This is a genomic window from Polaribacter sp. HA6-7 (assembly GCF_055693625.1).
The window spans coordinates 26,473-44,212 of the sequence record NZ_CM146338.1 but is presented as its reverse complement, the minus strand read 5'-3'; the positions used below and the strand labels follow the sequence as shown (position 1 = coordinate 44,212).

Below are 17,740 nucleotides of genomic sequence, written 5' to 3'. Positions count from 1 at the left end.
CCTGTCATTTTTTACTCGTTTTTAAGTTGCGGATAATCATTTATAAATGACGTTTGTTCTAAGTTATTTAATAAAACATCAGACTTTAATAAATCTATCAGTTTTCCGTAATTTAATTTATAGTTTTCTAATTTTTCATCAGAAAGATTGTGAGTTCCCATAACTGCAAACGGCGGTAAATAATTCATTCCGCATAAATTTGCAGTTTGCTCAAAAGGTCTTAAAAATTGTGCTACGGTAAAACTATTGTATCCTGCAGAACAGTAGACTTCTTTAGAACCACCAGTTGTAATAGCGTTTAAACAAATTTTATTGTGCAACGCTTTTCCTTCGGCCCATAAGCCCAATTAAACTCAAGAACCATATCAATCCATTGTTTCATTAATGGCGGGCAACTATACCAATAAAAAGGATGATGCCAAATTATAACATCGTGCGTATTTAAAAGTTCTTTTTCAAATTTTACATCAATATGAAAATCTGGATATTCTTCATACAAATCATGTACTGTTACGTTTTCTATATCTTTAATATGATTTATTAAAACCTTGTTTACTCTAGATTTCTCGTAGTTTGGATGAGAAAATAGTACTAAAACTTTTTTCATTTTTGATACGTTTTTGTAACGTTTAAAGCCTAATTAGAAATTAAATCGAAAGATATTTTAATTCCTTGTATAATCATTCCGGTACCAATAATTGCAATGATTAATCCCATAATTTTACCAATTACAGAAATGATATTATTACCAACAATTTTTACAATTAAATCGCTAATTCTAAATGTAAAATAAGTTAATAAACTCATAGAACCAAAGATAGCAATTACCATAAATAACTGTAAAGGTGCTGCATTAGAAACAAAATTCATAGCGGTTACAATTGTTCCAGGACCAGCAAGAATAGGAATTGCTAAAGGAGAAACCGCAATATTTTCATCAATATTTACATTTTTTATACTCTTAACATTCGATTTTTTAGACTGCAACATCTCAAAACCAATAAAGAATATTAGAATTCCGCCAGTAATTTTAAAAGCCGGAATACTGATATTAAATAATTCGAAAATATATTTTCCTAAAAGGATAAAAACAGTAACAATAATAAACGCAATAATATTTGCTCGTTTATTAATATCTCTTTTTGTTTTTTTATCTGCACCTTCTGTTAAAGACAAAAATACCGTCATGTTAGAAATAGGATTTGTAATCGCAAAAAAGCCGGTAAATACTGTAATTGCAAACGTAATTAAGTTATCCATTTAATATAAATTTAATTTTTTTAAAGGATCTTGATTACCCTTGAATCTTTTATTGATAATTTGCAGAATCACAAAAATTATCTTTAGATAAATGTACAATAAGATTTTTTAAAACACGATTATATAATGCGATTAGTTATTTCTAATAATTCTGATATTTTAACTTCATCATAAGCATCCGGATGTGCAGGTGAAAAACGCCCAATTGTTTCGCCTTTATCGTTATCAAAATATTTTCCTGTAGCGTCTTTATAAGCATCAGAAGTTGCTAAATCATATAAAATATCTACACCTTTTTCTGCTGGCGACCAATGTTGCCCATAAGCTTCTTTCGCCATTTTAGTATTTAGTAACGACCCCGGATTAACAGCAATTGTAGTGGTATTTGGATGTTGTTTTGCAAAATGAAAACTCCACATGGTTAAAGCTAATTTGCTTTGTGCGTAAGCATCGCTTGCATTAATAGAAACAGCTCCTGTAAGAATCCCTTTTTTAACAGTTGATTGTGCAGCAGAACTTAAATTGACAATTCTTGTTTCTGATCCTTTTTCTAAAATAGATACAATAGATTCCGTTAAAATATAAGGCGCTACATAATTAACAGACATTCTAATATCTAATCCGTCTTTTGTTTTTTGTAAAGGTGCTTTAAAAATACCTGCATTATTAATTAAAACATCTAAACTCGATACTTCATTTTTAATTTGTTTCGCAAGTTGTTTTACAGCATTTAAATCTGAAAAATCGGCAACAAATCCTTTTATATTTTCATTGTTTGAAGCATTTTTAATTTCGGCAATAACACTGTCTACTTTAGCTTTGTTTCTTCCGTGAACATATACTTCATGGCCTTCTTTGGCTAGTTTTAAAGCAGTAAGTTTTCCTATACCGTCTGTACTTCCTGTGATTAATATATTCATATTTTATTCTTTTTTTAAAATTTTTAAAATGGCGCAAACGTATCTTTAGTTCCTTTTGGCACGCTCCAACGTTCACCAGCTGAAATATTTTCTGATGTTACATTCTCTGACGTTAAGCTATTTATATTACCATAACTACTTGTACTTCCTCTTGGCACTTGCATTTGATCTCCGTATAACCAAACTACCAAGTTACTACGTTGTCCGCTAGTAATTGGATGTGTAGCATGTGGCACATTACCTCTGTGAAGGATTGCTTTTCCTGGTTCAAAAATGGTTTGCACTGTTTTTCCGGAAGCTTTATCATAGAAATCAACTTCAGATCCTGTAAATACTTCATTAGGTAAGTTAATATTAATATTTAAAGTAGCTGCTGAAGCATCTGTGTGTGCATGTAAATCTTTATCCTTATCTGGATTATATTGAATTGAAAAACCAAACGTTTGGTTATCGTAACCATAAGTACCAAGCAATAAACGGGCAATTGGACGCATAAAACGATCCATCATGTCGTTATAAAAGGCCTGGAAGCTTGGTGCAGCTAAATGACCTTCAGAACGCTCATCTAACATCATTCCATAACGATTTAATTGAATACCATAAGGTGCACGTTTTGGGATTTCAGAATTTACTGCATCTTCTAAATACTTACGGAATTCTGCTAAGCGTTCCACATCAAAAAATTGTGCTACATAAACACCAGGAATAATTTCTTCCCATAAATCGGCAACAGCATTTTCTTTTTCTAGGTTTTCCCAAGCGTCATTTATTGCTTTTCGCAATTTTGGATCAAGTAATGTTTCATCAGGAATTAGTAAATTGTCTTTGTTTTCCATTTCCCATGTTGCCCATGCTTCTTCTAGTAATTTTCTGTTGCTATTCCAAAAATGAGATACAGAAGGTTCACGTTTTAATGAAGCTTCGCGAGTTGGTTGCGTAAGTGCACGTGCTTGTTCTAGTGCATTTTTATTTGTTATTGTTTTCATAACTAATTTTTTAGATTCTTTTTGAATATCGATAACTACTAGTTTCTGCATTTAGCTTTTATAATCAAATTACATGATGAAATTGAAAAAGCCACACATAATATTAAATATTTGGTGGCTTCGTCTAATAATAATCGATACTTGGGTTTAATTATATTTTAAAATTAAAAGTTATTTTGATATCACTTTATAATTACCATTACTTCTAATGTAAAGCACTGTTTCTTTTTCTGCTGAAATGATGGAAGTAGCATTTTCTTCTGCTCCAAAATAAGATGGTGCGTTTAATTCCTTTTTAACTTCTTTTTTAGAAAACTGATGTGAAATTCCACCAGAAATAACTACCGCTCTAAAATTTGGACTTAAATTTTTAATTTTTCCTTTAAAACCAGCTGGTAATTTTATTAAAGAAGCACGTAATTGATTTTTTTCATGGCTTCCCCATAAAAAGGCAGTTTCTACATTACTTTTTTCTGAAATCCATTCAATATCATTGGTATTTAACCAAACTAAATTCGTTTTATCAACATTAACAGGTCTTTCTCCATTATCAAAAGCTTCTGATGTTGGCTTTACCAAATATGGTCCTTCTTGTATATCTAAAAAAGCCATATTTTCCTCACCATCTGCTGCAGTAATATGTGCTTCTCCTGCTGGTTGTTGCCAATAAGATCCTGCAGGTAGCCATTGTTTTTCTGCATTTTCATCATCATTATGCAATAAACCTTTAATGACCACTCCGCGATATGTGATATTATGAATGTGTGGTGGCGAAGAAAACCCTTTATTGAATTTCACTAAAAAACCTGCTGGTTCGTTTTTAGTTCTGTCTCCCCAAAGTTTTCCTGCTGCTGGACTTTTATCGCCTCGTAACGGATTTAACCAACCCCATTCTACAGTATCTGCAGTTACTACTTCGTTTATAGACTTAATATTGTCTGTTGTTGGTGTTTGTGCATTGGTAAAAATACTTGCTATTAGTGCTAATGCGAATAAGATATTTTTTTCATGACATTAAATTTCAGGAGAAATACGAATCATATTTCAGTGAATAACTCACTTTCCGGCAATCTTGATTTTGGTGTTTTATCTGTTGAATTAAAATCAGAATCTGCTCTGTAACCTATAGAAACAGCAACTAAAGCAGTAAAACCTTTTTCTCTTAAACCAAATTCTTCATCTAATGCTTTTACATCAATACCTTCCATTGGAGTTGCATCAATACCTAAACTAGCCACTCCTAATAAAAAGCTTCCTATGTTTAAGTAGACTTGTTTTTCCATCCAGTGTTGCTGGTCTTTTAAATCGTATTTGTGAATCCCAGCAAACGCTTTAACAGCTCCTAAAAATCCATTTTTTATATCTTCATTTGGAAATCTACCATTCTTATCTTCAGTATCAGCAATATGTTGGTAATACGCATCATCTGCATCAATTTTTGAACAGAATAAAACGACTGCTGAAGCATTGGTAACTTTAGGCTCATTAAAATGAAAGAAACCTTGAGTTCCTTTTGCTATACGCGCTTTACCTTCTGTAGTTTCTGCAACTATAAAATGCCAAGGTTGCAAGTTTACACTCGATGGGCTCATTCTTAATAAATTTTTGACTTCTGCCATATCTGCTTCCGATATTTTTTTTGTTGAGTCAAATTCTTTAGTTGTGTATCTCCAGTTTAATGTTTCAGTTAAATTCATTTGTATATATTTTTATTAAGTTGATTTTTCAATTATACTATAAAAAGTATAGTGCAAAAGTAATTAGAGAATCTAAAACTCACAATAACGGTCGAAAATGATAGTACAAATTATTTCAACAAAAAACAACCTAAACACAAAAATATCAATACATTTAGACGAATGTTAAATTTACTATAAAAAGTATAGTTGTATAATTAATGATAGTATACTACCTTTGCATAAAAATTTAATAAAAGCTAATATGTATAAATTAAATGGTAAAGAATATCCTTGTTGTGCGAGTTTAACAATGGGGTTTATTGGTGGAAAATGGAAAACAGTTATTCTATTTCATTTAAGAGAAAAGACACTTCGTTATAACGAATTACGAAAAGAAATGCCATCGGTTACAGAACGTACATTAAGCTTACAATTAAAAACTTTAGAAGAAGATGGCTTAGTTAAACGTAAAGTTTACACTTCTAAACCGCCTTTAAAAGTAGAATATTCTTTAACAGATTTTGGTAAAAGTTTAATTCCGGTTGTGCAATCTATAGCAGATTGGGGAAATTATGCTGTAGAAAATTATAAGAAAATTAGTTAGGTTTTATTCAACCTCATTACTACAATACCATTAAATTACAACCTCTAATATCCGAATTGTCGAAACGTCCTATAATTTCGAAAGAATTATCTGTATAGACTTTACCAAGGTCTTGCGTAGCAATAAAAGAACAAGAGTTATAATTGGCTAAATCAATAACATTAATTCCGCCATTTTTACCATGCGAATTAATACTTAAAGCGTCTTCTGTATCTCTTGTTAAAATTTGCATCCATGGTGGTGTATTAAAAATTCCGTTTCCTTTAGAATATCCCTGACTTAGTAATTCTGTCATTCCGTATTCTGAATGAATTTCATCAACACCAAAACCAGATTTTAAAATTTTATGCAATTCTTCTCTAACCAATTCTTTTCTCCTTCCTTTCATTCCTCCGGTTTCCATAACAATGGTATTATTTAATTCGAATTGATGTAAATCAATCAAATCTAACAAAGCAAAAGAAACCCCAATTAAAAGTACTTTTTCGCCTTTAGCATCTAATTCTTTAAGCTTTTTTGCCAATTCTTCTAAATTATTTAGGTAAAAACCACTTTCTGGTTTTTTCGATTTTTTAATTAAATCATCAACCATTAAAACCAAAGAAGAACCTGTTCTTTCTAAATAGTTTGGCAATAATGCGAGTACTGTATAATCTTCAATATTTCCGTAGAAATAATCAAATCCTTTTAAATAACTTTCTTTATAAAGATTCACATCTGTAACATAGTGCTTACTTGTAATGCTACCTGTTGTACAGAACTTGTAAAAACAGTATCAACTTCATCTAAACTTGCAATTACCTTTTTACTTTTAAAAAACTGAATTGGTAAAAAAGGAATCTCTTCTACTTTAGAAATATCTGATGGGTGAATGTATAATAAATCGCAAAAAGATCTGTAAACTCTATTATTTTTAAATTGATGTTTAAAAACCTCTAAAGCAACTTGGTTAAACTCTTCTGCTGTATGTATGTTAAAAATCTTGTCTGTCATAACTTATTGCAAAAATAAGATTTAAAGAATACGTTTATGAATTATTACTTCTATTTTAAAGAAGAATATTACATCTTTAAAGTAAAAAGCGAACCGTTCATCCAAAAAATAGACAAAAGATTTTCGTTTCATATTATTTTTATCTTCCAAAATTAATATAAATGAATTTATCTAAAAATACATATAGAACTATTACAGGTGTTAAAGAAGTTGTAGAACTAACAAAAAGAAAGTACCACCAATGGTTAGTGTATCAAGATAATAAACCTGCTTATTTTGTAGATTTTTACGATTTAAAAGAAGAATCTAACGCAATGATGAATAGTTTGGTTTTGTGCACAGACAATACTATAAGCGAGGTTTTAGAACTTATTAATAAACGCAATAATATAAATTTATCTATTCCTAAAATTTCTAGAATTGGTTTGAAAAAAAGATAAAATCAGAACAAGCAGAATTAGATTTAAAACCAATTCCTAAAAAATGGTTGGCTTATTCTTTATAGATTTTTACAACTAAATTTCCTTTTTCATCCATAGATGCTCTATACATACCAGCGGTATTAAATTCAAAAGACATATTACCGTTTTTATCTAGAGCTACAACTCCGCCAGTTCCACCAAGTTTGGTTAATTTATCTTGTATAACATTTGAAGTTGCCTCTTTTAAAGATTTCTGCTGATATTCCATTTGAGCAGAAATATCATAAGCAACTTGAGATCTAATAAAGTATTCTCCCCAACCGGTAGAAGAAACACCACAAGTTAAGTTATTTGCATACGTACCAGAACCAATTATTGGTGCATCACCAATTCTTCCCCAACGTTTATTTGTCATTCCGCCAGTAGAAGTTCCTGCTGCAATATTTCCGTTTTTATCCGGAGCAACGCAACCAACTGTACCAAATTTTGCATTTTTAATATCTGCATCATAAAAAGCAGCTTTTTTATCATCGTGGTCTAATTCTGTCTTATTTTTATTTTTGATTCTCTTTAAAGATTCAAACCTTCTATCAGTAAAAAAATAACTTGGGTCTACAATTTCCAATCCTTTTTCTTTTGCAAAAATTGAAGCTCCTTTACCGAGATAACATTACATGATCTGAATCTGTCATAATTTTAACTGCTAATTCAATCGGACTTTTTACATTGGTAACACCTGCAACTGCACCAGCATTTAGTGTTTTACCATCCATAAAAGATGCATCCAACTCATTGGTTTCTTCATGCGTAAAAACGGCTCCTTTACCTGCATTAAATAATGGAGATTCTTCCATTACTTGTATCGTTTTTACAACGGCTTCTTGACTTGTACCACCATTTTTAAGTATTGTATGCCCAACAATAATTGCTTCTTCTAGTTTTGCTTTATAGGCTGCTTCTTTTTCATCAGACAAATTTTTCTTTAAAATTGTACCCGCACCACCATGAATTATAATTGCAAAATCATTTACTTTTTTTGTGTTTAAGGCTTCTTTTTTAGTTGATTCTGATGTACAGCTTAACAAAAAAGCAAAAGTTACAATGGCAATAAAGAAGTTTTTCATTTTTACAGTTTGTTTAAAATTAAACAGATTATATCATTTTTGTTTAATTTATATATGTCTAAAATAATTCGTAATTTCGAACTTCTAAATTAAACAACTAAAACGTAATAACAAAATGACGGATTTTGGAATAAAAAACGCCTTACAAGAATTAGGTTTAAAAGATATAAATAATGGTACATCTACCGGTTCTAATAACTTTTCTAACGGAGATGTTATAGAATCTTACTCGCCAGTAGATGGTAAGTTAATTGGTAAAGTAAAAACGACTACCAAAGAAGATTATGAGAAAGTGATGGAAACTGCAACAAAAGCATTTTTATCATGGAGAAATATGCCTGCACCGCAAAGAGGAGAAATTGTACGCCAGTTTGGTAATAAATTAAGAGATTTAAAAGAACCTTTAGGAAAATTAGTTTCTTATGAAATGGGAAAATCTTTGCAAGAGGGCTACGGAGAAGTTCAGGAAATGATAGACATTTGTGATTTTGCTGTAGGTTTATCTAGACAATTAAACGGACAAACAATTCCGTCTGAAAGACCAGGACATGTTATGAGAGAACAATGGCATCCAATTGGTGTTGTTGGTATTATTTCTGCATTTAATTTTCCGGTTGCAGTTTGGGCATGGAACACTGCTTTGGCGTGGATTTGTGGTGATGTTTGTGTTTGGAAAGCTTCTGAAAAAGCACCTCTTTGTTCTATTGCTTGTCAAAATATAATTGCAGACATTTTAAAAGAAAATAATTTGCCGAAGGAATTTCTTGTATTATAAATGGAGATTATAAAGTAGGTGAAATGATGACTGCTGATACTAGAATTCCGTTAGTTTCTGCAACAGGTTCTACAAGAATGGGAAGAATTGTTGGCGCAAAAGTTGCCGAACGTTTTGGAAAATCTTTATTAGAATTAGGTGGTAACAATGCTATTATCATTACACCAACTGCAGATTTAAAAGTTGTAGTTCCAGGAGCTGTTTTTGGGGCTGTTGGTACTTGCGGACAACGTTGTACATCAACAAGAAGGTTAATTATTCACGAATCTGTTTATGATAAAGTAAGAGATGCAATTGTTGGCGCTTATAAACAATTAACTATTGGAAATCCTTTAGATGAAAAAAATCATATTGGCCCATTAATCGATAAAGATTCTGTAAATACATATTTAGAAGCTATTGAAAAAGCGAAAAATGAAGGCGGAAATGTTTTAGTAGAAGGTGGTGTTTTAGAAGGAAAAGGTTACGAATCTGGTTGCTACGTTAAACCCGCAATTATAGAAGCAGAAAATCATTTTGAAATTGTACAGCACGAAACTTTTGCACCAATTTTATACTTAATGAAGTATTCTGGTGAAGTTGAAAATGCAATTGAAAAACAAAATGGTGTTGCTCAAGGTTTATCATCTGCAATTATGACCAACGAAATGAAAGAAGCAGAGAAATTTTTATCTTATGCAGGTTCAGATTGCGGAATTGCAAACGTTAATATTGGTACTTCGGTGCAGAAATTGGTGGTGCTTTTGGTGGCGAAAAAGAAACTGGTGGCGGTAGAGAATCTGGTTCTGATGCTTGGAAAGTGTATATGAGAAGGCAAACAAATACTATAAATTATTCTGATGAATTGCCTTTAGCACAAGGAATTAAGTTTGACTTGTAAAAGAAATTCAATTTTATAAAATAATAAAGCCTCAACGTAATATAGTTGAGGCTTTAATTTTACTTGATATTTAAAATTCCGTTTTTTAATTCAATTGCAATATTTCCCTGGCTTACTTTGTTTTCTTTTACTTTTTTCTCTAAAATTTTATCAAGTTTTTTATCCTTCGAAAGGCCAAAAGAGGTTTTGGTTTCGTTCATATTTAAAGTGGTATTATGCCCAAACACATCCATAGAAAAGTTTGACTTTGTTATGTTATATAAATTTAGTTCAGAATAATCTCCTTTTAAATTGAATTTTGTGAAGTTTTTACTAAAATTATACAGGTAAAGTTTGCTATTAAAATCGTTAAAATCTACATTTTTACCAATTTCACCAATTTGAATTCTTGATGTTTCTGTAGCAAAACTAATATTAGACATTTCTCCAATAACCACTTTATTCATATCTAAAAACTCTATTCTTCCATTATTAATTTCTTCAGCTTGAAAAATTCCATTCGAAGCAATAATTCTATTTTCTTTACCAAGAATTTTTTTGAATTTGAAATGTGTTTTAAAAGAATTTAATATGAAAGATTTTTCAATATCATATTTAAATTCAATTTTAGAATGAAGGGTTTTTATCTTAATTTTTACATATTTAGGTACTTTTATTGCAAAATACTGCTTAAACTTTCTTACCGATTTACCCCAATCTTTGTTTGGACTCTCCATTTTAAGTTTTTTAAAATAATCATCTACGTAAGAGCCTTTACTAAAACCAATTTCTTTTAAAAGAGAATCTTTAGATTTATATTGATACTGATTTTTCTTTATCGTAGAAAAAATATCTCTAATATGTTTTTTGTAAGCTTCTAAACCTATATCTAAACTATACAATTCACCTAAATACATTGAGTTTTTTACATTAAGTTTTACTGTATTATCTGCTTTAACCGAACTTGCGTTTAATCCGTTAAAAACTTTAAATTGAGTCTTTTTTGAATCTTCATCAAATAGAATAAAATAATCTAAGTGAATTTTATTATCATTAGACTCTTCAAAGACAATGGATACGTTGTCAATATCAATATCTAAAGTTGTATAATTATCAACATTATAACTTTCTTTTAATACTAATTCTTTTTTTGCGCAAGGGTTATACTTGTTATTAAAAGAAATAAAATACTAAATATATATGGTTTCATTACTGGTGTTTTTTGTGTTCAACTCTTTAATGTGCTCATTAATTTCTTTAATTAATTGCAAACGTCTTTGCAGGTTCGTTATTAAAGATTCTAATAAATTAATATCGTTTGGAAAATCTTTTAATTGTTTTGTAATTTTTTGATATTCTAATTTTGATTTCTCTAATTTTTCTTCATATTTATGTACTAAAATCGTGTCTGTTGCAATTTCTTTAAAACTATTCCATTCTTTGTTTATAGAGTTTAAATAGTCTTTTTCAATAGCTTGCATTTGCAATTCGATTGCTGATTTTTGAGGCAAAGCAATCGTATTTTTATAAAGCAACACACTAGAAATTATCAACAATAAAGAAGCAGCTATTTTTAAAAGTTTATAACTCTTTTTAGGTTCTTTTTTAGTTTGATGTTCACCTAATTTTTTGATAAAATCTTCACGATGATTTTTTGGTAAATCTTTTTTAAAATCATTTTTCACCTTAAATAAATCTCTAATATCACGTTCCATATTCTTCATTTTTTAAAAGGTTTCTTAACGCTAATTTTCCTCTTCTTAATTGGGTTCTAGACGTTTTTACCGGTATTTTTAATATTTCGGATATTTCTTCATGATCATAACCTTCTATTAAATACAACTTTATAACTATTTGATATTTAAAATTTAAAGAATCTATAGCATACAGAATTTCTTTTTTATCAATGTTTGCATTAAAATTCCAATTCGTATCATCTAAAATTTCTAATGGATAATTATCTAAAGAAATAGTTTCTAATTTTTCTTTTTTAATATATCAATACAAGTATTAATAACTATTTTCTTTAACCATGCACCAAAACTGTTGTCCTTCTTATAAGATTCTAGATTTAAAAAAGCTTTTAAAAAAGCATCTTGCATTGCATCTTTTGCTTCTTCTTCATTTTTAAGATACCTACATGCTATAAAAAACATCGCTTCACAAAATAAATCATAGAGCTTTATTTGAGCTTTCTGATTCCCTTTTTTGCTTTTTGAAATTAAAAGATATAATTCTTTAGACATTAATTAGTTGGTTCTATTATTAAAAACGAAAAAGATAGTTAAAGGTTTCATTTTTCTTAATTTTTATTTCTAAAAATTAAACTATCTTTAATTCTTTTAGTCTAAAGTTCATGAAATCAGCACATATCCAACATTTATATAACAGAATTGGTTTTGGTATTTCACCAAAAGAATTGGCTCGTTTATCAAAAAAAGTAAAAAAATATTATTAATGAACTTTTTAAAGCTTCAGAAAACACAACTATTTTGCAAGGTGATACTTCTTTTTTAAATGGTAAAAGCTATCAAGATTTTAAAAAAGAGCGAAAAAAACTTCAAAAAATAAGTAGAAAAAAAGTAAAAGAATTTTCTATTGCTTGGTTTACAAGATTAAATAATCCTACAGAAATTTTACGTGAAAAAATGACCTTATTTTGGGCAAATCATTTTGTTTGCGAAAGTAAAAACATTTTGTTTGCAGAGAGTTACAACAATGTACTTCGTAAAAATGCCTTAGGCAATTTTAGAGATTTTATAAAACTGGTTTCTAAAGAAGCTGCAATGCTTGGTTACTTAAACAATAAACAAAACAAGAAAAAAGTCCGAATGAAAACTTTGCACGTGAATTAATGGAACTTTTTACGCTTGGTCAAGATAATTATACCGAACAAGATATTAAAGAATCTGCACGTTCTTTTACGGGTTATAATCACAAGTTTAAAGGTGAGTTTATCTTTAGAGAAAAACACCATGATAATAATGAAAAATTCTTTTTTGGTAAAAAAGGTAATTTTAATGGTGATGATATTATAGATATTATTTTAGAACAAAAACAATGTGCTAGATTTATTTCAGAAAAAATTTACCGATATTTTGTTAATGAAAACATCAAAACAAAGCATATTGATGAGATGGTTGATGTGTTTTACAAAGATTATAATATCGAAAATTTAATGCGTTTTGTATTACTTTCTAAATGGTTTTATGCGGAAGAAAATATTGGAACTAAAATAAAATCGCCTATAGAACTCTTAGTTGGTATAAATACCATTGTACCTTATAAAATTGAAAAAAGAACCAAATACTGTTGGTTCAAAAATTGTTAGGACAAATATTATTGAGTCCGCCTAATGTTGCAGGTTGGAAAACTGGACGAAATTGGATTGACAGCAACACCATTGTAACGCGCTTACGTTTGCCTTCTATTTTGTTAAACAATGCAGAAATTGCTTATTCAGAAAAAGGAGATGAAGAAACAATGATTACTAATTTTAAGAAAAGAAAATTAAGAAAAAAGCTTTTATAAAAGTAAGTACAGATTGGAATTCTTTTGAAGAAAATTTTAAAAATAAATCAAATAAAGATTTGGTACATCTAATAATTACATCAAAAATTAATAAAGGAACTGAAGAAATGTTAGATAGAAATGAAAAACTGTCTAAACATGATTTTGTTGTACAATTAATGAGTTTGCCGAATATCAACTTTGCTAAATTAAAAACAAATGAAACGTAGAGATTTTTTAAAACAATCAACTTTTGCTTCGGAATGTTTTTTGTGCCTCAATTTTTAAAAGCTTTTGAGCACAACACCAACTCGATATTTAGCAATAAAAAAGTAGTAATTATTCAGTTAAAAGGAGGTAATGATGGTTTAAACACAGTTGTACCTTTTAACAACGATATTTATTATCAACAAAGAAATAATATCGCCTTAAAACAAGCAGATTTATTTAAAATTTCTGATGAAGTCGGGCTTCATAAAAGCTTACAACCTTTACAAAAATTGTATGACAAAGGTTTTTTAAGTATTATAAATAATGTTGGATATCCTAACCCCAACTTATCTCATTTTAGAGCTACAGATATTTGGCAAACTGCTAGCGATAGTAATGAATTTTTGCAAAACGGTTGGGTTGGGCGTTATTTAGATTTTATTAAAGGAAACCCATACGCTGCTATTGAAGTTGATGAAAGTTTGTCTTTAATGATGAAAGGAAAAACACAAAACGGATTAGCAATTACAGATTCTAAAATGTTTTACAATTCTATGAAAGCACCGTTTTTTAACAACGTTGTTTCTAATTATAATGATGCGCATCTAAGTGAACATAATTTAGGGTATTTGTATAACACCATGATTGATGCAAAATCGTCTGCAAAACATATTTACGAAAAAACGAAAACAAAAAACTCTTCTGCAGAATATCCTAAAAATTTATTTGGTAAACAATTAAAAAATATTTCTCAGTTTATTAATTCCGGATTAGAAACGCAAGTATATTACGCAGGTTTAAGTGGTTTTGACACACATGCTAACCAAACAAATACACAAGCAAGATTATTGAATTTGTATGCAGAAACTATGGAAGTTTTTATAAATGATTTACAAAAAAATAACACTTTTGATGATGTGCTTATTCTTACTTTTTCAGAATTTGGTAGACGTGTAAAACAAAACGAATCTAAAGGAACAGATCACGGAACAGCAAATAATGTTTTTCTGATGGGTAAAAACCTTAAAAAACAAGGTTTGTATAATAGTTTGCCAAATTTAGCGAACTTAGATAAAAACGGAAATTTAAAATACGAAATAGATTTTAGAGAAATTTACGCTACTATTTTAGACAAATGGTTAAAAGTAGATGATACTGCTATTTTAAACAAATCGTTTTCTAAATTAGGATTTATATAAAACTTGATATTCTAAAAATAATCTGCTAAATTCGTTCGTCTTGTAATTGTATAATTAACAAGCTATTATAAAATATATTTTTAAGGCATAAATATTATTGTAAAGAACAATGATCTCACTTAATAAGACGATAGCGTACACCCAAAATTGGAAACCTACTTTTTTGATTGCTTTATTGTTAGGTACAGTAATTCCCGTTTTGTTAATTACCTTAGAGCCTTTTGATAATAGTAATAGTTTTTCATATAAATATTTAATTCTTTCAGGTTATTCCGTTTGTATAATAATACCGATTTTAATATTTCATCCTATAGAAAATTACGTTTACAAAATTCAAACAAAACGATGGTTTATAGTAAACGAGTGTATTTATATTATTAGCACATTATTTGTAATCTTTATTTTTTCTTTCTTTTATCACTTCTTTGTAATTAGCGGTTTAACTTCTTTTACCTATGAATTAATCTGGAGTTTTATAAAATCTTTTGGAGTACCTTTTACCCCTATTGTAGTGCCATTGTGGCTTTATTTACGCTCTAAATACGGTCAAATAGAAGTTCCTAATTATGATAAATCGAGCACTAAAAAGGTTAAAAAAATTACTATTAATGGAACCAATAAATCTGAAACCTTAACCATTTTTGAATCGGATTTTATTTTTGCAAAAGCCCAACAGAATTATGTAGATATTTATTTTAATACAGATAAAGGCATGCAACAAAAAACTTTAAGAAGCACGCTATCTAATATTATAAAACAACTACCTAAAGCTTGGCAAGTGCATCGCTCTTACTTGGTAAATTTAGATTATCTTAAAACTGTAGAAGGCAATGCTAGAAAACGTTTTATAAGAATTACAACAACCGAAGAGACTATACCAATTTCTCAGATTTACTATAAGGCACTTAATAAAAGACTTTCAAATTCGTCCCAAGAGCTTCAAAAATAGCCCGTGTATTTCAATTTTAACCCAAAAACCTCAGGTTAATCACACTCTTTTTTTCATTTGTTTTAATGTGTTCTATTTGCTGTGAACTTAAAAAACTAACAAATGAAAACTCTTAATTTTTTTATCGCAGTAATTTTATTACTAATTCTAACAAGTTGTTCTTCTAGTAAATATGTTAACTATTTAGAAGATCATACAGAAGTTGTTAAAATGACAGATTCTCTTCAATTTAATTCACTTGATGATAGCTTCTATAATAACAAACTATTTTTAGTAGGCGAAGTTCATGAAGTTGAAACATCCCCAAGAATAGATTTTGCAATGTTTACACAACTTAACCGAGAAAATACATATTGATACTTATTTAGCCGAAATGGATATTGCTCAAGGTTATTATCTTCAAGAATATATAAAAGGGTCAAATGAAATTACATTGAAAGAGATATTAAAAAAATGGCCAGTTTACATAGGTAGAATATCTGAACAACATAGAAATAAATGGGTAAAAATGAGAGCTTATTATGCTCAACTTCCTCAAGACAAAAAGTTTAATCTAGTAGGAATTGATAGAATTGCAGATTTCGATTTGATTAGAAAACTATTAAAAGAAAAACTACCTGTAGCATATCATAAAGATATTGATAGTGAAAATGAGTATTTAATTTCTTGGTCTAAGAATAAACTAGATATGATTATAGAAAAAGAAAAATCTTATTTGAGTATGAATACGATCAATTTATTAAAAAATATAGCGTACAATTTAAATAATTATAAGGTTACAAGAAGTAGAGACAAATTCATGTTTCATAACTTTAAAAGATTATACACACAAAAGAACTGGGAAAACAAAAATCTATATAGTGGATTGGGTTTTTCACACACATTACAAGCTTATAGATATACTTTTGCTGGTCGAATTAAAAAAGATATGCAATTACCTTATTATAATAAAATGGTTAGCTTAAATACGTTGTATGTAGATTCTAGGTTAACTGTTGATAGTAAAGCGTTACCAAAGTTTATGCAAGATAAAGGCAAAGCATTTACTCGATTTAAGTATTCTCAAGATAATAGGTTATTTATGTATATTGAAGGTATAGCGGATTATAAAAAAGTTACAGAACCAAACTCGATAAGCTTACTTAAATTAGATGCTACAGATTCTCCTTATCTAAACTCGTCTAGAGGTACTAAAGTTAAAAAGCTTATAACCATTTGGGATGCTTACGATATTATAGATGGCACACCTACAACAGACTATGCACAATATATTTTGTTTGTTAGAAATGCAGATTGGATTAAGCCTGATGAAAACTAGATAAATAAAAAAAGAGCTTATCATAAATGATAAGCTCTTTTTTATTTTATAAAACTAAGATTAGTTGTTTAACGCTTCTGCACCACCAACAATTTCAAGAATTTCATTTGTAATTGCTGCCTGACGTGCTTTGTTATAAGTTAATAACAATTCGTCTCTTAAATCTTTAGCATTGTCTGTTGCTTTATGCATTGCAGTCATTCTTGCTCCGTGTTCAGATGCAAAACTATCTCTTAATGCTTTATACAATTGCGTTTTTAAAGATTTTGGTATTAAAGCCTCTATAATTTCTTCTTTAGAAGGCTCAAAAATATAATCAGAATTTACAGCACTTGCATCACCACCTTCAATTGGTTTAATTGGTAAAAATTGCTCTACCTGAGTAATTTGTGTAGCGGCATTTTTAAATTGATTGTAAACAATTTCAATTTTATCATACGTACCATCAACAAATAACTCCATTAAGTTTTCTGCAAGAGAAGCTACATTACTAAAAGTTAAATCATCATATATATCACTTCTATTAGCTGTAACATTATATCCTTTAGATAAAACATCATTTCCTTTTTTACCTATTGTAAATAAATCTACAGAAGTATTGCTATATTTTTCGTTTATAGTTTTTACTACTTCTTTTGTAATAGAAGAGTTAAAACCACCACATAAACCTCTATTAGAAGTAATAACAACTAATAAAACTTTAGAAACATCTCTTTGTTTAGAATATTCTCCACTAGCATCACTTTCTAATGTTGCGCTTAAGTTTTGCAACAATTCTGTAAGTTTAGAAGAATATGGGCGCATAGCCGTAATAGCATCTTGCGCTTTTTTCAACTTTGCAGCAGATACCATTTTCATGGCAGATGTAATCTGCATTGTAGATTTAATAGAAGTAATTCTATTACGTATTTCTTTTAAGTTAGCCATACTTA

Annotated in this window: 18 protein-coding genes and 5 pseudogenes; 10 read left to right on the top strand and 13 right to left on the bottom strand. The window is 29.1% G+C overall.

Going from position 1 to position 17,740, the window contains the following annotated elements; all coding sequences use genetic code 11:
- Nucleotides 1–11 precede the first annotated feature (11 nt).
- The 6 genes and pseudogenes from kefF to nfsB form a co-directional block, all read right to left on the bottom strand.
- Nucleotides 12–607, bottom strand: a pseudogene (kefF, locus tag ACZ1HD_RS00275) (glutathione-regulated potassium-efflux system oxidoreductase KefF).
- A 29-nt stretch (nt 608–636) separates the two neighbouring features.
- On the bottom strand, nt 637–1,260 hold the full coding sequence (locus ACZ1HD_RS00270; RefSeq protein ID WP_077810748.1) for a MarC family protein: 624 nt from the start codon (nt 1,258–1,260) through the stop codon (nt 637–639).
- A 119-nt stretch (nt 1,261–1,379) separates the two neighbouring features.
- Nucleotides 1,380–2,180 (bottom strand): SDR family NAD(P)-dependent oxidoreductase, encoded by an 801-nt coding sequence (locus ACZ1HD_RS00265; RefSeq protein WP_472688292.1) that lies wholly within the window; start codon nt 2,178–2,180, stop codon nt 1,380–1,382.
- Between the two features lie 23 nt (nt 2,181–2,203).
- A complete protein-coding gene (locus ACZ1HD_RS00260) occupies nt 2,204–3,217 on the bottom strand; it encodes a 2OG-Fe(II) oxygenase family protein (RefSeq protein ID WP_472688291.1) in 1,014 nt (337 codons plus the stop codon).
- A 120-nt stretch (nt 3,218–3,337) separates the two neighbouring features.
- Complete coding sequence (locus tag ACZ1HD_RS00255; RefSeq protein ID WP_472689410.1) at nt 3,338–4,090, bottom strand: DUF4437 domain-containing protein; 753 nt, start codon at nt 4,088–4,090, stop codon at nt 3,338–3,340.
- Between the two features lie 113 nt (nt 4,091–4,203).
- Nucleotides 4,204–4,863 carry an oxygen-insensitive NAD(P)H nitroreductase gene (nfsB, locus tag ACZ1HD_RS00250; protein WP_079737852.1) on the bottom strand — a complete coding sequence of 220 codons (660 nt, stop codon included), beginning with the start codon at nt 4,861–4,863 and terminating at the stop codon, nt 4,204–4,206.
- A 244-nt stretch (nt 4,864–5,107) separates the two neighbouring features.
- Between nfsB and ACZ1HD_RS00245 the strand changes: the two genes are divergently transcribed.
- Complete coding sequence (locus ACZ1HD_RS00245) at nt 5,108–5,449, top strand: winged helix-turn-helix transcriptional regulator (RefSeq protein ID WP_077810746.1); 342 nt, start codon at nt 5,108–5,110, stop codon at nt 5,447–5,449.
- Nucleotides 5,450–5,468: 19 nt separating this feature from the next.
- Here the strand turns inward: ACZ1HD_RS00245 and ACZ1HD_RS00240 are convergent.
- A pseudogene (locus ACZ1HD_RS00240) lies at nt 5,469–6,442 on the bottom strand (LuxE/PaaK family acyltransferase).
- Nucleotides 6,443–6,603: 161 nt separating this feature from the next.
- Here ACZ1HD_RS00240 and ACZ1HD_RS00235 point away from each other — a divergent pair.
- The gene (locus ACZ1HD_RS00235) at nt 6,604–6,882 is read left to right on the top strand and encodes a hypothetical protein (RefSeq protein WP_472688290.1); all 279 of its coding nucleotides are present in this window, start codon (nt 6,604–6,606) and stop codon (nt 6,880–6,882) included.
- A 52-nt stretch (nt 6,883–6,934) separates the two neighbouring features.
- On the opposite strand, the pseudogene ACZ1HD_RS00230 reads toward ACZ1HD_RS00235, so the two are convergent.
- Nucleotides 6,935–7,988 (bottom strand): annotated as a pseudogene (locus ACZ1HD_RS00230) (isoaspartyl peptidase/L-asparaginase family protein).
- A gap of 115 nt (nt 7,989–8,103) precedes the next feature.
- Between ACZ1HD_RS00230 and amaB the strand changes: the two are divergent.
- Nucleotides 8,104–9,643: pseudogene (gene amaB, locus ACZ1HD_RS00225) on the top strand (L-piperidine-6-carboxylate dehydrogenase).
- A gap of 59 nt (nt 9,644–9,702) precedes the next feature.
- Here the strand turns inward: amaB and ACZ1HD_RS00220 are convergent.
- The 4 genes from ACZ1HD_RS00220 to ACZ1HD_RS00205 all read right to left on the bottom strand — a co-directional run bounded on the left by ACZ1HD_RS00220 (nt 9,703) and on the right by ACZ1HD_RS00205 (nt 11,868).
- Nucleotides 9,703–10,539 carry a hypothetical protein gene (locus ACZ1HD_RS00220; RefSeq protein WP_472688289.1) on the bottom strand — a complete coding sequence of 279 codons (837 nt, stop codon included), beginning with the start codon at nt 10,537–10,539 and terminating at the stop codon, nt 9,703–9,705.
- Between the two features lie 273 nt (nt 10,540–10,812).
- Nucleotides 10,813–11,346 (bottom strand): hypothetical protein, encoded by a 534-nt coding sequence (locus ACZ1HD_RS00215; protein WP_472688288.1) that lies wholly within the window; start codon nt 11,344–11,346, stop codon nt 10,813–10,815.
- Complete coding sequence (locus ACZ1HD_RS00210; protein ID WP_472688287.1) at nt 11,327–11,464, bottom strand: RNA polymerase sigma factor; 138 nt, start codon at nt 11,462–11,464, stop codon at nt 11,327–11,329. Before ACZ1HD_RS00210 ends, ACZ1HD_RS00215 begins: the two co-directional genes overlap by 20 nt.
- A 134-nt stretch (nt 11,465–11,598) precedes the next feature.
- On the bottom strand, nt 11,599–11,868 hold the full coding sequence (locus ACZ1HD_RS00205) for an RNA polymerase sigma factor (protein WP_472688286.1): 270 nt from the start codon (nt 11,866–11,868) through the stop codon (nt 11,599–11,601).
- Between the two features lie 246 nt (nt 11,869–12,114).
- On the opposite strand from ACZ1HD_RS00205, the pseudogene ACZ1HD_RS00200 reads away from it, so the two are divergent.
- The 7 genes and pseudogenes from ACZ1HD_RS00200 to ACZ1HD_RS00170 all read left to right on the top strand — a co-directional run bounded on the left by ACZ1HD_RS00200 (nt 12,115) and on the right by ACZ1HD_RS00170 (nt 16,808).
- Nucleotides 12,115–12,953: pseudogene (locus ACZ1HD_RS00200) on the top strand (DUF1800 family protein).
- Nucleotides 12,947–13,153, top strand: a complete 207-nt coding sequence (locus tag ACZ1HD_RS00195) for a DUF1800 family protein (RefSeq protein ID WP_472688285.1) — start codon at nt 12,947–12,949, stop codon at nt 13,151–13,153. The pseudogene ACZ1HD_RS00200 and the gene ACZ1HD_RS00195 overlap by 7 nt, the downstream one beginning before the upstream one ends.
- 59 nt (nt 13,154–13,212) lie before the next feature.
- Nucleotides 13,213–13,362, top strand: coding sequence for a hypothetical protein (locus ACZ1HD_RS00190; RefSeq protein ID WP_472688284.1), 150 nt, complete (start codon nt 13,213–13,215; stop codon nt 13,360–13,362).
- 33 nt (nt 13,363–13,395) lie between these two features.
- On the top strand, nt 13,396–14,541 hold the full coding sequence (locus ACZ1HD_RS00185; RefSeq protein WP_472688283.1) for a DUF1501 domain-containing protein: 1,146 nt from the start codon (nt 13,396–13,398) through the stop codon (nt 14,539–14,541).
- Between the two features lie 163 nt (nt 14,542–14,704).
- Complete coding sequence (locus ACZ1HD_RS00180) at nt 14,705–15,490, top strand: LytR/AlgR family response regulator transcription factor (protein ID WP_472688282.1); 786 nt, start codon at nt 14,705–14,707, stop codon at nt 15,488–15,490.
- Between the two features lie 102 nt (nt 15,491–15,592).
- Nucleotides 15,593–15,847 carry a hypothetical protein gene (locus tag ACZ1HD_RS00175; RefSeq protein WP_472688281.1) on the top strand — a complete coding sequence of 85 codons (255 nt, stop codon included), beginning with the start codon at nt 15,593–15,595 and terminating at the stop codon, nt 15,845–15,847.
- Complete coding sequence (locus ACZ1HD_RS00170; protein WP_472688280.1) at nt 15,807–16,808, top strand: hypothetical protein; 1,002 nt, start codon at nt 15,807–15,809, stop codon at nt 16,806–16,808. The genes ACZ1HD_RS00175 and ACZ1HD_RS00170 overlap by 41 nt, the downstream gene beginning before the upstream one ends.
- Nucleotides 16,809–16,868: 60 nt before the next feature.
- Here ACZ1HD_RS00170 and atpG read toward each other — a convergent pair whose 3' ends face one another.
- Nucleotides 16,869–17,735 (bottom strand): ATP synthase F1 subunit gamma, encoded by an 867-nt coding sequence (gene atpG, locus ACZ1HD_RS00165; RefSeq protein ID WP_079737840.1) that lies wholly within the window; start codon nt 17,733–17,735, stop codon nt 16,869–16,871.
- Between the last annotated feature and the right edge of the window lie 5 nt (nt 17,736–17,740).